The sequence below is a fragment of the Spartobacteria bacterium UBA695 genome (assembly GCA_002298145.1).
Classification (GTDB): Bacteria; Verrucomicrobiota; Verrucomicrobiia; order Chthoniobacterales; family Chthoniobacteraceae; genus UBA695.
In genome coordinates, this window is the sequence record DBMP01000029.1 from 219084 (window position 1) to 233105 (window position 14022).

The window sequence follows — 14022 nt, forward strand, 5'->3', positions numbered from 1 at the left end:
ACCGGATGAGCGTCAAGACCAAGCAAATCGAGGCGGAAATCGGCAAGGCCATCATCGGCCAGCAGGAGATCGTGCGCCAGCTCCTCACCGCGCTCATCTCCAACGGCCACGTCCTCATGATCGGCCTCCCCGGCCTCGCCAAAACGCTCATGATCCGCACCGTCGCCGAAGTGCTCGACCTCGGCTTCCGCCGCATCCAGTTCACACCGGACTTGATGCCATCGGATATTACCGGCACCGACATCCTGGAGAGCGACGAGACCACCGGGCGTAAGGAATACCGCTTTATCAAAGGCCCCGTCTTCACCAACATCCTCCTCGCCGACGAGATCAACCGCACCCCGCCCAAGACCCAGGCCGCGCTCCTGGAAGCCATGCAGGAGCACCGCGTCACGGCGGCGGGCGAAACCTACACGCTCAACCCGCCCTTCTTCGTGCTGGCCACGCAGAACCCGCTGGAACAAGAGGGCACCTACCCGCTCCCCGAGGCGCAGCTCGACCGCTTCATGTTCTCGGTCTACATCGACTACCCGAGCGAGGCCGACGAGGAGACCATCGCCAAAGTGACCACGCGCGAACGCAAGCTCGACCTGCAAAAAGTCCTCAACGGCGAGCAAATCCTGGAGCTGCAAAACGCCGTGCGCAACCTCCCCATCTCCGATCACGTCGTGAAATACGCCACCCGGCTCGTGCGCGCCACGCGGCCTGGCGACGAGCGCGCGCCCGACTTCATCAAAAAATGGGTCCACGTCGGAGCGGGCCCGCGCGCCAGCCAATACCTCGTCCTCGCCGCCAAGGCTCGTGCCGTCATCGACGGGCGTCTCCTGGTCAACGCCGACGACGTGCGCGCCGCTGCCCGGCCCGTCCTGCGCCACCGCATGTTCACCAACTTCACCGCCGACTCCGAAGGCGTCAACACCGACAAGATCGTCCAAATGCTGATCGACGCCGTCCCCGAGCCGGGCGCAAAGGATTACTAGAGCCCCAACGCCGCCCAGATCGCATCAGCCGCCCGGTGGGCCGCTCCGCCAGAGCCGAGGCCACGGATCACCTCGCGAAATTCCGCCTGCTGCGCCGCCCGTTTTTCCGGGAGGTTCAGGAAACTGAGCAGCTCATCGGCAATCACCGCGGGCCGGGCATCGTGCTGGAGAAATTCCCGCACAATCTCCCGCCCCGCGAGGATATTCGAGATCCCCAGGAACGGCACGCGCACCAGCCACTTGCCAATAATCCAAGTAAAGGCCGCCACGCTATAAACCAGCACAAACGGCAATTCAAAATAAGTCGCCTCCAGCGTCGCCGTGCCGGAGGTCACGACCCCGACCGTCGCCCGGTTCATCAGCGAATGCGCCGTGGCCACGGTAATCCTCACATCGGCGCCACCCCCCATCTCGCGCATCATCGCCGCCAGCGGCTCGCTCGCAGCAGCGGCTTCGAAGCGCAGCTCCGGCCGCGCCTGGCGCAGATGCTCCAGCGTTTGCAGCATGATCGGGAAAATCCGCGTCACTTCCTTCTTCCGGCTTCCGGGAAAAAGCCCCACCAGATTTTCCTCACGCGGCTCGCGCCCCTTGTCAGCCGCCAGCGCATCCAACAGCGGATGCCCCACGAACACCGTCTTGAGCCCCGATTTTTCGTATAGCGCCTTCTCGAACGGGAAAAGGCAAAGCATCAAATCGAGATCGCGCGCCATTTCCGGAATGCGCCGCCGGTTCCACGCCCAGACCTGCGGGCTAACGTAGTAGAACAGCTTCACCGCCGGGTTGCGCTTCCGGATCGCCTTGGCCAAGCGCAGATTAAAGCCTGGGTAGTCGATAAACAGCACCGCGTCGGGCTTGCGCTCGTCGATCTCCGCGAGCATCTGATCCAGTTTGCGCCGGAAATATGGATATTTCTTAATCACATCCCATATCCCGAGCACCGCCTCGCCGCTCCAGTCCTCGATCACCGGGGCGAGCGCCTGCATCTTCGGACCGCCCGCGCCGAGATACTCCACCGCGCCGCCCTTTTCCAACGCCAGCGCGGAGAGGCATTTCATCACCTCCGCCGCCCGCGCGTCGCCGCTCGCTTCGCCCGCTATCAGGTAGAGTTTCATCCGGTTTGCGCTTATTTGCGCCGTATTGCGGTTAAAAAAACCTACGCCTTGACCCCAGCCGCTTCAATCTGGTGCGTGATCTGGATCGCCAGTTCCAGCGCGGCGGCTCCCTCGGCCCCGGTTACTTTTGGCGCAACCCCGGCCTGGGCACACTGCACGAACGACGCAATCTCGCGCTTGAGCGGCTCATCTTTTTCGATCTCCACTTCCTCGCGAATGATCCGCCCGCCCTCCAGGCGCTGCATCTCGCCCGTCTGGTTTTGGTAATCGAGCGAAAGATAGGCATTGTGCTGAAAAACGCGGATCTTGCGCATCTTTTCCGGGCTGATCCGGCTCGCCGTGAGGTTCGCCACACAGCCGTTTTCAAACCGGATGCGCGCATTGGCGATGTCCTCCCCTTTGCTCAATACCGGGATACCCACCGCGTCCACGGAAACGACCTTCGAGCGCACGAGATGGAGCACGATTTCGAGATCGTGAATCATCAGATCGAGCACCACGCCGATTTCAATGCTCCGGTTCGGGTAAGGCGAAAGGCGGTGGGACTCGATAAACCGGGCATCCGTGAGCCGGGCCTCCAGCGCGCTCAGCACCGGGTTGAACCGCTCGATGTGGCCCACTTGCAGGACGAGCCCCGTCCGTTTGGCCAGCTCGGAGAGCGCTTTGGCGTCGGCGGTCTTGTCTGTGATCGGCTTTTCCACCAGGCAGTGCTTGCCCGCTTCGAGCAGCGTCTTGGCGACGGGGAAATGCGTTGGCGTCGGCGTGGCGATCGTCGCCGCGTCCACCAGCGTTGCGAATTCGTCGAGCGAACTCACCGCGCGCACGCCCAGCTTCGCACCAATCTCGGCGGCTGTGGCCGGGTTGGCATCGTAAATCGCCGCGAACTCAACATCGGGAAGCTCCGAAACAATTCGCGCATGGTTTTTACCGATGGACCCGGTACCGACAACTCCGACTCTGAATTTAGGCGTCATGGAATAATACTTTGGAAAATAGAAAAACTAGAACTTCTCGGGATCGAACCCGAAGAGCGTGATTTGATGTTGCGCGGCCATTTCCCGCACGCGTTCGCGCTCCATTACGAGCGTGCGCCCGGCCTCGACCGCGATGACCCGGATGTGTGCCTCCGCGGCGGTCTCCAGCGTGGCGGGGCCGATCACCGGCACGTCGAAGCGAAAATCCTGGTTTGGCTTGGAAACCTTCACGACCACGCTGCCGCCCTTGCCCAGCTCGCCACCGCGCCGGATCGTGGCATTCGTGCCGTCGAACCCCTCCACCGCCAACACCGTACCGCCCTTGACCACCACCGTCTGCCCAATGTCGAGGCGGCTCACGTCCTTGGCGATCTTGAAGCCGAAATGCACATCCCCCTCCTCCTTGCGCGCGAGCCTCGGCCCGGCGAAAACCCCGCTCCCGGCCAGGTGCTCGTCCATGAACGTCGTAGCCAGCAGAAGCTCCACCCCCGCCTTGGCCAGTTCATCGCCGATCGCACCGAAAATCGTCTCCGCGTTGCGCTCCTTGAGCCGCGCCAGCACCAGGAAGGCCTTCAAATCCGGCCGCAGGCTAAAGAGATTGCTCGGCGCGATCTGCCCGGCCATCACAGCGTGCCCGATGCCGCGCGAAGCGAACGTCTTAATCATCCGCCCGAGCTGCCCCACGCGCATCCACTCGATCTCATCCACCTCGCGGGCCAGGTCCGGGTTGGTCTCCCCCTCGAACGCGGCGGCCACGATGCGGCGCACCCCGGCGGCCCGCGCGGCCTTGACCATGGCGAAAGGATACACGCCGTTTCCGGCAATAAGGCCGAGGGAATCGATGGAATTGGAGGTCGGGTGGGTCACGGGAAGAAAAATCCCAGTATACGGGGGGCATTATCCATGGCAAACTTGAAAAAGAGGTCCAAATGCGCGGCTTAAACAACCCTCCCGTCCTACACTGGTTCCGGCGCGACCTGCGTCTCCACGACAACCCGGCCCTCCAGAGCGCCCACCGCCGCCATGAAGGCCGCATGCTCCCGGTCTACATCCAGAGCGCATGGCGCGGCAGCCACCCGTGGACCGGCCCCGCCCGCCAAGCCGCCCTTTGCGCCAGCCTCGCCGCGTTAGAGCAAAGCCTCCAAGCCGCCGGAACCCGCCTCACCATCCGCCGGGGCGGCGCGGTGGAGGAGCTTCGGCGGCTGCTGGAGGAAACCGGCGCCCGAGAGCTTTATTTCAACCGCAGCCCCGACCCGTGGGGCCGCGAGCTGGAGGAACGCGTGGAGGCAATGGCCCGCCAGATCGGGGCGCAAGTCCACCCCTTCCACGAAGTCACCGCGCTGCCGCCCGAGACCGTTCGCACCGGCTCCGGCGAGGCCTTCCGCGTCTTTACCCCGTTCGCCCGGGCGTGGCTCAAGCACGAGATCCCCGCCCCACTTCCCGCCCCGGGCCGCTTCGCCCCGCCACCGCCGCGCCTCCGCACCCTCCCCCTTCCCACCTTGGCCGACTGGGACCTCCCCGCCCCGCCCGTCGTTGCGCTCACCGGCGAACCCGCCGCGCTCCGCCGCCTGGAGACCTTCCTCTCCGGCCCCGTCTCCCGCTACGCCGCCGAACGAGACATCCCCTCCCTCGAAGCCACCTCCCGCCTTTCCGTCGACCTGCGCTGGGGCACCCTCTCCATCCGGCTGGCCGTCCAGCGCTGCCGCGAAGCCCTCGCCGCCGCCCGCAGCGCCGAGGCCCGCACCGGCGTCCAGAAATTCCTGGACGAACTGATCTGGCGCGAATTCTACATGGCCCTCCTCTGGCGCTGGCCGAACGTCCTGGAGGAGGAGTTCCAGGCCGAATACCGGCATCTGCAATGGCAGCCCAACCCCGCCGCCCTCGAACGCTGGAAAGCAGGCGCCACCGGCTTCCCCATCGTCGACGCCGGGATGCGCCAGCTCGCCGCCACCGGCTGGATGCACAACCGCGTGCGCATGATCGTCGCCATGTTCCTCACCAAAGACCTGCACATCGACTGGCGCGAAGGCGAGGCGCACTTCCTGCAAAGCCTAGCCGATGGCGAAGCCGCCTCCAACAACGGCGGCTGGCAGTGGAGCGCCAGCACCGGAGCCGACGCCGCCCCCTACTTCCGCATCCAGAACCCCTGGAGCCAGAGCGCCCGGTTCGATCCCGAGGGCCTCTACATCCGCGCCTGGGTCCCCGAGCTGCGCGGCCTCCCCCCCGCCCTGCTCCACATGCCCCCCTCAGCCCCCCTCGTCCCCGGCTACCCCCGCCCCATCGTCGACCACGCCCGCGAACGCGCCGTCGCGCTGGAGCTTTACCGCCGTCGGTAATCCTACCGACAAACGCCACGTTGTGATTGATCCCCGGGTAGAAATCCGTTTAGCTGGGCGGCCTCCCAATGAAAAAAACCATTCTGCTGGTTGTTCCCCTCGCCCTGGCGCTCTCCGGGGCTCGCGGGGATGTCACTCTGCCTCCGCTCATCTCCGACAACATGCTGCTTGAGAGCACCAAAGCCGTTGTCTGGGGCAAAGCCGACCCCGGTGAAAAAGTCACCGTCAAACTCGGCAAAAGCGAAGCCCATGCCACCGCCGATAAAGACGGCCGCTGGAGCGTCAAACTTCTCGGCCTCCAGCCGGGCACCCCTGGCGAACTCACCGTCAGCGGCAAAAATAACCTCACCGTCAAAAACGTAGCCGTGGGCGACGTCTGGGTCTGCTCCGGACAGTCGAACATGGAAATGACCCTCAAGTGCGGTCACCACCCCTCGGGCGGCGTCGCCAACTTCGACCAGGAAATCGCCGCCGCGAACCATCCCGACATCCGCATGTTCACCGTGCCCAAGAAAGCCAGCGAGACCCCCGTGGAGGATCTTGAAGGCAAGTGGGAAGTCTGCACCCCGGATGTCGTCGCGAAATGGTCCGCCGTCGGCTACTTCTTTGGCCGCAAACTGAACCAGGACCTCAAGCTCCCCATCGGCTTGATCCACACCTCCTGGGGCGGCACCCCCGCCCAGTCCTGGACGCCCTCCGATGTCATCCAGGCCGATCCCGAATTCAAGACCGTCTACTGGGAACCTCGCCAAAAAGAACTCTCCAACATCGTCGAGCTCAAGGCCAAGTATAACAACGAGACCCTCCCCGCCTGGCAGGCCAAGGCCGACCAAGCCAAAGCCGCGGGCCTCCCCGTCCCTGGCAGACCGCGCCCCCCTTACGGCCCCAACGAAGGCCCCACCGTCAGCGCGCTTTACAATAAAATGATCCACGGCGCCACGCCTTACGGCATCAAAGGCGCCATCTGGTACCAGGGCGAAGCCAACGCCGGCGGCCTCGACGCCGACCGCTACAGCCGCCTGCTCCCGGCCATGATCACCTCCTGGCGCAAAGCGTGGAACCAGCCCGACTTCCCCTTCTACATCGTTCAGCTCGCCAACTTCCAGGCCCCGACGCCCGATCCCGTCGACAACAGCTGGGCCCACCTGCGCGAGTCCCAGCGCCTCGTCGCCGAGACCCTGCCCCACACCGGCCTGGCCGTCACCATCGACATCGGCGAGGAAAAGAGCATCCACCCCGCAAACAAGCAGGACGTCGGCATCCGCCTCGCCCTTGCCGCCGAAGCCCAGACCTATGGCAAAAAGATCGTCTACTCCGGCCCCGCGTTCGCCAAAGTCCAGTTTGAAGGCAACACCGCCAAGATCAGCTTCAAACCCGGCACCGCCGCAGGCCTCAAGACCACCGACGGCACCCCGGTAAAGAGCTTCGCCATCGCCGGTGAGGACAAAAAATTCGTCTGGGCCGAAGCCAAGATCGAGACCCCGGCCCCGGCCGAGAAAGCCAAGGGCAAAAAGAAAGCAGAAGCCCAAGCAGCCGCCCCGGCCGAGCCGATCCTGGTCCTAAGCGCCCCCGGCGTCGACAAACCCGTGGCCATTCGCTACGCCTGGGCCATCAACCCGCCGGTCAACCTGGTCAACGAAGCGGGTCTGCCCGCCGTGCCCTTCCGCACCGACAACTGGCCCCTGGCGCAGCCCACACCCGCGCCCAAGCCCTCCGCCACCCCGGCCCCGAGCGCCACGCCCACGCCCGCCCCGAGCGCGGCCCCCAGCGCCACGGCCAGCCCAAAATAGGGAACAAGGATAGCCTCAAAAAAGCACAAGAGGCGCAGAAACAGAAGGTCATGCCAACACAGCCTGTCTTTTATTTTGCGCTTTTTGCGGCTTTTTGCGGCTATTCCCAATGCGGCTTTTAGTAGCGGGAACTCTCTGCGCCTGAAGAGTTTTCCGTTTCAGGCGCGAATTCACCCCCCTCTCCGAAGCCATGGGAGAGGGGGGACATGCTCAATCGAGCCGCATCGCGTTTAACGCTTAAGCCATATTCCGAGGCCGCCGTGGTGGAAGCCGCCCGGTCGGCCCTTGCTGAAGTTGGGGGAAGGGTCTCCATCGGCTTTGCGTTCGCCTCCGGGCATTACCAGCCCTTCCTGCCCGATTTTCTGGAGCTGCTCACCCTCCATGCCCACATCCCGATCCTCGCCGGATGCAGCGGCTCTGGCTTGATCGGCACCAACCGCGAGGCCGAGCAAGACCCCGGCTTTTCGCTGATGCTGCTCAACATCCCCGAGACTCAGCTCCACGTAGCGGAACTCTCCGCCGACGCCGCCGAGTCCCCGCCCGCCGTCCTGCGCCACCTCGCCGGAGTCCCCCCTGGCGAAGTCGACGCCTGGCTCGCCTTCTGCGATCCCTTCGGCTTCCCCGTCGAACCGTGGCTGACAAACTGGAACCAAGCCTACCCGGGGATTCCCGTCATCGGCGGCCTGAGCAGCGCCCCTCCCGGCAACGAAGAGGAGGAAGTCTTCGTCTTTCACAACCGCAAAACCCTTTCCCCCGGGAGCATCGTCCTGGTGGGCCTCAAGGGCGGCCTGACAGTACGCCCGCTACTCTCCCAGGGCTGCCGCCCCATCGGCGAACCCTTCACCGTCACCGGCACCGACGGCAACCTCGTCCTAGCCCTTGGCGGCAAACCGGCCTACACCTCCCTGGCCGAAGCCTTCGAGTCCCTCGACGACCGGGAAAAATCCCTCGCCCAGGGCAACCTCTTCGCCGGGCTGGCCAGCTCGGAATACATCCAGGAATTCAAGCGAGGCGACTTCCTGATCCGGGCCATCCTGGGAGCCGACGCCCAATCCGGTGCGGTCGCCCTCGGAGCCTTCCCTCGCGTGGGCCAGACGCTCCAGTGGCAAGTCCGGGACCGCCTGGCCGCCGACGACGACCTGCGCACCACCCTGCTACGGGAAAAATCACGCCGCCCCCAGCCCTTCGCCTCCCTGGTCTTCGCCTGCAATGGCCGGGGCCAGGAACTCTTCGGCGAACCCAACCACGACGCCCATGCCTTGAAGCAAATCATGGGCGGCCACCCGAGCGCAGGCTGTTTTTGCAACGGCGAAATCGCCCCCATCGGCCCCTCCAACTTCGTCCACGGCTACGCAGTCTCTATGGCGCTGCTGGCTTGAAGCCCCGCCCTACTTCAGCGACAGAATGATAATGAGCTGCCCCTCGCCGTAGAGCGGCCCTTTCAGGAAAATCGGGCTTTGGCGGGAGAGCATCACCACGGAGTGCACCGCGGGGCGGCTCCCCTGGAAAAGCTGGAGATCGAGCTGATAATTCCCCTGCGCCCGGCGCGAATTCACCAGCAGCGAAATCTGGTTGGCGGGCAGCAGCCACTGCTCCACCGCCGCGCCCATCTCCTGCGAATGCTGGCCCACGATCTGCAACTGGTTGTAGCCGAAAATATGCTGAAGCTTCGCCGTGAACGATACCAGCTCCAGCGGCGGCGGAGTCGGGTTCGGCACCGTGGAGGCATAGACCAGCCCGCTCCAGACCACGTCGCTCCCCGCCGCCTTGGCAAAAAGTGGCGTCAGCAGCAGCAGCAGGAAAAAGAGGGGGCCCCGGAGGAAACGCATCGATGTGGGTTAATTCTTCTGTGCAGGAACGTAATCGAGCCCGTCGATCCAAATCACCGTCGCCTGGTCGGCTTCGGAGTGGACCGCAACGGCGGAAATCGTGGGATCGGCCGTAGTGGCCTTGAAAGCCTGCGCATAGTATTCCGGCGGCGGGCCGGGCCGATTCAACACCGGCTGAACGAACGCGAAAAACAACACCGCCGCCGCCGCCAGCCCCCCAAAGCCGCCCCAAACCAGCCTCCCGAGCGGCTTGGAACCTCCCGCCACGGCCATCGGCGCCACTTCGGCAGGCGTTTCCGAGGCCGCGTCCACCGCCGCCGTCTCGGCCTGAATGCGCGCGAGCACCTGGGCATTGAGCCCCTCGCAGCCGCGCACCGGCCCCATCGCGTGCCGCCGGAGCAGATCGCCCAGCTTGAGCGCCTCGGAGCGCTCCGCCTCAGCCCGATCGCGGGCCCCGGCATCCAGTGCGGCCTCAAATTCCGCGCGCTCCGCCTCCGTCAAGCGGCCATCCAGCCAGGCTGTAAAGCGTTCGTCGGCCCTTCCGTCGTCAGCGGGAAAATCAGAGCGTTTCATAGAGATCGCGAAGCAGGGTTTGAAGTTTCTTGCGGGCGTAGAACAGGCGCGACATCACCGTGCCCACCGTGCAGCCCACCGAGGCGGCGATTTCCTCATAGCTCAGGCCCTCGATCTCGCGCAGCACAATCGCCGCCCGGTGTTCGGGGCTCAGCGCCAGCAGAGCCGTATCAATACGGGTCTGGATTTCCGCCCCCTCCATCCGCGAGCGGGGGCCCGGGCCCGCGTTGGGCGTCGTCACCGAGGCCGGTTCGATGCCGTGGGCGTGCTGGTTTTCGTCAAACTCCACGCCGCACTCCACCTGTTTTTTCCGGGCCCAGTCGATCGTCAGATTCGTCGCAATCCGGTGCAGCCAAGTCGAGAACTTCGACTGCCCGCGAAACTGCCCGATATGCCGCCAAGCCTTCAGAAAGGTCTCTTGCGCGAGATCCCAGGCTTCCTCCTCGTTGCGGGCCAGATTGTAAATCGTCGCGTACACTTGGTTGCGGTATTTGGTGATCAGGCAATCGAACGCGGCGAGGTCACCCTTCTGGCACAACGCCACCAGTCGTGCGTCGTCGTTAACGCAATCCGGTTGCAACGGATCAGACGGATCGGGAGCGGGTTTATTCAAACAAAAAGAAGGGAAATTCGGCATGACTTTGCGTCATCCGAGCCCCCGGCGCAACCTTTGGATTCCCAGCATGCTTAGAAAACCGCCCCTACGCCCCGAAGCGCTTGCGCCATTCGCAGCGGTAATCGCCCATCAGCTCGATGATCCCGTCCCGCACCTGGAAGAGGCGCGAGTGGAGCTGGCGGCGGCGGTGCGAGCTAAGCGCCGCCTCGTCGGAAAACGCCGGGCTGGCATCGAGCGCCGCCGTGATCGCCTTCAGCGCGCGCTTCAGGTAGGCGATCGTCATGCCGATCTCCTCCACGTCGTCGTCGCTGAGCGCAGCGGCCAGCTTGGCACTGGCCACGGCGGCATTGGTAGCGAGCTTCACCGAAGCGGGGTGATTCTGCACCTCGCCCAGCTCGTCGAAAATCTGGTCGATCCACACCGTCAGGGCAAAGCTGGCTTGGTAGAGCGGGTGCAGCTCGAAGCTCTCGGGAATCGCGGCATCCCCGTTCTCCTCATCGTCATCGTCCTCCTCCTCATCATCTCCATCCTGGAAGTCCGAGGGCCCGAAAGCCACCTCCTCCATGTCAAAATCGCCCGTCTCGACCGGGGTCGGCCAGCCCATCTCCCGCGCGATGATCTGATCGCGATCCGGGTCGTCGATGTACTGCTCCAGCAACTCCATATACCGCTCCGTCTTTCGGTCCTGTTGCTGGAGAAAGCGCTCCCAATCATACTCGTCCCACATCTTTTCGGGCTCGTTCTTGTCGGGCATACGGTTTAGTTAGGACGGTTTTTGCGATTTCGCAAAGAATTTGTGCAGAGCCAGCATTCTTTTTATCAAAAGCGGTAAAATCCGCCGCGTCGATGTTGATCGCAGTTGACTTGCGGGCCACTTCCGCCGTTCATCTCTCACTGTGCAGCCCCTCTTGCAACCCTTCGCTGTTGTTTTTCAAGTCTTTGCGTTCATTTTTGGCGCCATCGTCGGCTCGTTCCTCAATGTCGTCATCTACCGCCTCCCCCTGGGATTAAGCGTAAATGAGCCGCGCCGCTCCTTCTGTCCGCATTGCAAAACGCAGATCCCCTGGCACCAAAATATTCCCCTCTTTTCCTGGCTCCTGCTGCGGGGCAAGTGCGCCCGGTGCAAAGCCCCCATTTCGTTCCGCTACTTCGCCGTCGAGCTGCTCACGGGCCTCCTCTTCCTCTGGGTCTGGAACCGGGCGCTCGGCACGGGCGAATACGCCCTTGCCCTACCTCTTTGGATCTTTCTGGCCCTCTTAATCTCGGCCACCTTTATTGACTTTGACCATTTTATTATCCCCGACGAGATCACGCTGGGGGGCACGGCCGCGGGCTTGCTCCTGAGCGCGATTTTCCCGGGCTTGATGGGCGAGACCGTTTTCTGGAAAGCGCTCCTCTGGTCGGCCGCCGGAGCCGCCTCGGGCTATCTCATCCTCTGGGGCGTCGTGGAAGCCGGGAAGCTCGCCTTTGGCAAAAAAAAGCATCTCTACAGCCCGGCTGCCGACTTCAAGTGGACCCGCCAGGGAGAGGACGCCGAATTCGTGGTGGGCGAGGAAAAAATCCTCTGGAGCGAGATTTTCTCCCGCGAAACCGACCAGCTCATCCTCGAAACCGACACCGCCGAAGTGGACGGCGCGCCACTGCCCCCGGAGGAAGCGGGCACGCTTCGCTTTTTCTACAACCGCTTGGTCCTCCCGGGCCGCGAACTCCTTCTGGATACGCTTTCAACCATTTCGGGCAAAGTGCGCGCCGTCATTATTCCGCGCGAGGCCATGGGCTTTGGCGACGTCAAATTCATCGCCTGCATCGGGGCGTTCCTCGGCTGGAAGGCGGTCCTTTTCACCATCGGAGCGGCATCGGCGATTGGAGCCGTGGCCGGGATCAGCCTCATGCTCCTGGGCCAGCGCAACGCCTCGGGCCGGATTCCCTTCGGCCCCTACCTCGCCTTGGGCGCGGTGCTCTGGATCGCCGCCGGACCGGAACTGATCACCTGGTACACCGGCCTCTGGCGGATGGAGTAGCAGGATTTACAGGTTACCGTAAGTTCTCCGCCCCCTCTCGTGCCCAAACTCTATTTGGGCACGCTCTTGAACCCGCAACTCCATTGCAGCAAACCCTTTTTCCCCATAAAAAAAGGGGACTCCGGCAACCCGGAATCCCCCTTGAATTTTTTAGCAGTCAGTAACGGCTCTCTTTAGAGCATAACCGCCTTGGCCGACTTGATGTCCGGCAGCGCGAGGAGCGCGTCGAGGACCTCCTTGTTCGGGAGCGAGTCGAGGTTGAGCACCGTGAGAGCTTCGCCACCGGCCTGGTTACGGGAAAGCGACATGCCCGCGATGTTGATCTTGTGCTCCGCGAGCACCGAGCCGAAGTGGCCCACGATGCCGGGCACGTCGCGGTTCTCCAGAAGGAGGATCACGCCGAGCGGCTTCACTTCCACGAACCGGCCGTTGATCGTCACGATGCGGGCCTTGTTACCAAAGATCGTGCCAGCCACCGAGACGCTGGTCCCGTTGGTGCTGGCGGTCACTTCGATGACTTCGCTGAAGTCGCTCTTATTGGAGAGGCGCGTCTCGGAGGTCTTGAGGCCGAGGGTCTGCGCGAAGGAAGGGGCGTTGACGATGTTGACCTCGTTGCCACCGGCGGCTTTGAGGAAACCGGTCAGCACCGAGCGGCTCACCGGCGTCGTATTGACGTCGGCCATGTCGGCGCTGTAGGCGATGGTCAGTTTTTCGCTCCGCTTCGGGGCGATCTGCGAGAGGAACCGGCCCAGCTTGTCGCCCAGCTCGATCAAGCCCCCGATGGAGGCCAGCGTCTTGGCGTCGATGCTCGGCATGTTGACGGCGTTGCGGATTTCCCCTTCGAGTAGCGCGGCGCGGATGGATTGCGCCACTTCGATCCCGACGTTTTCCTGGGCTTCGAAGGTGGAAGCGCCAAGGTGCGGGGTAAGGACGACGTTTGGGAGATCGCGCAGCGGGTAATCGGCTGCGGGCGGCTCCGAATCATAGACGTCGATGGCAGCTCCGGCCACCTGCCCGCTCTTGAGGGCTTCGGCGAGCGCGTTGACGTCGATCAGGTCGCCACGGGCGGCGTTGATGACGCGGACGCCCTTCTTAAGCTTGGCGATGCGCTCGGCGTTGAGCATGTGATGCGTCTCCTCGGTGGAGGGCATGTGCAGCGTCACGAAATCGGCGCGGGGAAGAATGTCATCGAGGCTCTCGACGAGCTCCACCTGAAGGGCGGTGGCGCGGCTGGCGGAGAGGTACGGGTCGTAAGCGAGCACCGTCATGCCAAAGGCGAGGGCGCGCTTGGCGACCTCGGTGCCGATACGGCCCATGCCGATAATGGCGAGGGTCTTGCCGCGAAGCTCGATGCCTTCAAATTTTTTGCGGTCCCAGCCGCCGGATTTAACCTTGGCACAGGCCTGCGGAATGTTGCGGGCCAAGGACATCATGAGCGAGAAGGCATGCTCAGCGGTGGAAACGGTGTTTCCGCCCGGCGTGTTCATGACGATGATGCCGTGCTTGGTGGCGGCTTCGACATCCACATTATCCACCCCGACGCCCGCGCGACCAATCGCGCGGAGCTTGGAAGCGGCGGCGAGAAGCTTGGCGGTCGCCTTCGTCTGGCTGCGAACGACGAGACCGGAGAATTCACCGATGATTTCGATGAGCTGGTCCTCTTTGAGGCCAGTCTTCACGGTAACATCGAGGGCTCCCCCCGCGGCGAGTTCGGCTACACCACGTTCGGAAATGGGATCGGCTACGAGAACTTTTGGGACTTCCATAGGAAAGAAACGCCCAGAATGATCG

General features: G+C 63.7%; 13 protein-coding genes. 5 read left to right on the top strand and 8 right to left on the bottom strand.

Annotated elements, in window-relative coordinates; all coding sequences use genetic code 11:
• Window positions 1-5 precede the first annotated feature (5 nt).
• Window positions 6-980 carry an AAA family ATPase gene (locus B2828_RS17315; RefSeq protein ID WP_479635084.1) on the top strand — a complete coding sequence of 325 codons (975 nt, stop codon included), beginning with the start codon at window positions 6-8 and terminating at the stop codon, window positions 978-980.
• Here the strand turns inward: B2828_RS17315 and lpxB are convergent.
• From lpxB to B2828_RS17330, 3 genes are read right to left on the bottom strand one after another with little or no spacing between them, the layout of a single operon-like run.
• Window positions 977-2092: a lipid-A-disaccharide synthase gene (gene lpxB, locus B2828_RS17320; RefSeq protein ID WP_479635029.1), complete on the bottom strand. Its 1116-nt coding sequence runs from the start codon at window positions 2090-2092 to the stop codon at window positions 977-979. The two genes, B2828_RS17315 and lpxB, sit on opposite strands and share 4 nt — an antisense overlap.
• A gap of 41 nt (window positions 2093-2133) precedes the next feature.
• Window positions 2134-3066, bottom strand: a complete 933-nt coding sequence (locus tag B2828_RS17325) for a Gfo/Idh/MocA family oxidoreductase (protein WP_479635030.1) — start codon at window positions 3064-3066, stop codon at window positions 2134-2136.
• A 27-nt stretch (window positions 3067-3093) separates the two neighbouring features.
• Window positions 3094-3933 (bottom strand): LpxI family protein, encoded by an 840-nt coding sequence (locus tag B2828_RS17330; RefSeq protein ID WP_479635031.1) that lies wholly within the window; start codon window positions 3931-3933, stop codon window positions 3094-3096.
• 62 nt (window positions 3934-3995) lie between these two features.
• On the opposite strand from B2828_RS17330, the gene B2828_RS17335 reads away from it, so the two are divergent.
• From B2828_RS17335 to B2828_RS17345, 3 genes are all read left to right on the top strand, one after another.
• A complete protein-coding gene (locus tag B2828_RS17335) occupies window positions 3996-5402 on the top strand; it encodes a cryptochrome/photolyase family protein (RefSeq protein ID WP_479635032.1) in 1407 nt (468 codons plus the stop codon).
• Window positions 5403-5470: 68 nt separating this feature from the next.
• Complete coding sequence (locus tag B2828_RS17340; RefSeq protein ID WP_479635033.1) at window positions 5471-7192, top strand: sialate O-acetylesterase; 1722 nt, start codon at window positions 5471-5473, stop codon at window positions 7190-7192.
• A 206-nt stretch (window positions 7193-7398) separates the two neighbouring features.
• Entirely contained in the window at window positions 7399-8571 is a 1173-nt protein-coding gene (locus tag B2828_RS17345) for an FIST signal transduction protein (RefSeq protein ID WP_479635034.1), read from the top strand.
• Window positions 8572-8580: 9 nt separating this feature from the next.
• Here the strand turns inward: B2828_RS17345 and B2828_RS17350 are convergent, their stop codons facing one another.
• The 4 genes from B2828_RS17350 to B2828_RS17365 all read right to left on the bottom strand — a co-directional run bounded on the left by B2828_RS17350 (window position 8581) and on the right by B2828_RS17365 (window position 10964).
• The gene (locus B2828_RS17350) at window positions 8581-9021 is read right to left on the bottom strand and encodes a hypothetical protein (protein WP_479635035.1); all 441 of its coding nucleotides are present in this window, start codon (window positions 9019-9021) and stop codon (window positions 8581-8583) included.
• Window positions 9022-9030: 9 nt separating this feature from the next.
• On the bottom strand, window positions 9031-9594 hold the full coding sequence (locus tag B2828_RS17355; RefSeq protein WP_479635036.1) for a zf-HC2 domain-containing protein: 564 nt from the start codon (window positions 9592-9594) through the stop codon (window positions 9031-9033).
• A complete protein-coding gene (locus tag B2828_RS17360) occupies window positions 9581-10207 on the bottom strand; it encodes a sigma-70 family RNA polymerase sigma factor (protein ID WP_479635037.1) in 627 nt (208 codons plus the stop codon). Before B2828_RS17360 ends, B2828_RS17355 begins: the two co-directional genes overlap by 14 nt.
• A gap of 88 nt (window positions 10208-10295) precedes the next feature.
• Window positions 10296-10964 carry a hypothetical protein gene (locus B2828_RS17365; RefSeq protein WP_479635038.1) on the bottom strand — a complete coding sequence of 223 codons (669 nt, stop codon included), beginning with the start codon at window positions 10962-10964 and terminating at the stop codon, window positions 10296-10298.
• Between the two features lie 142 nt (window positions 10965-11106).
• On the opposite strand from B2828_RS17365, the gene B2828_RS17370 reads away from it, so the two are divergent.
• Window positions 11107-12231 (top strand): prepilin peptidase, encoded by a 1125-nt coding sequence (locus B2828_RS17370; protein WP_479635039.1) that lies wholly within the window; start codon window positions 11107-11109, stop codon window positions 12229-12231.
• Window positions 12232-12404: 173 nt separating this feature from the next.
• On the opposite strand, the gene serA is transcribed toward B2828_RS17370, so the two are convergent.
• On the bottom strand, window positions 12405-13997 hold the full coding sequence (gene serA, locus B2828_RS17375; RefSeq protein ID WP_479635040.1) for a phosphoglycerate dehydrogenase: 1593 nt from the start codon (window positions 13995-13997) through the stop codon (window positions 12405-12407).
• Window positions 13998-14022 lie beyond the last annotated feature (25 nt).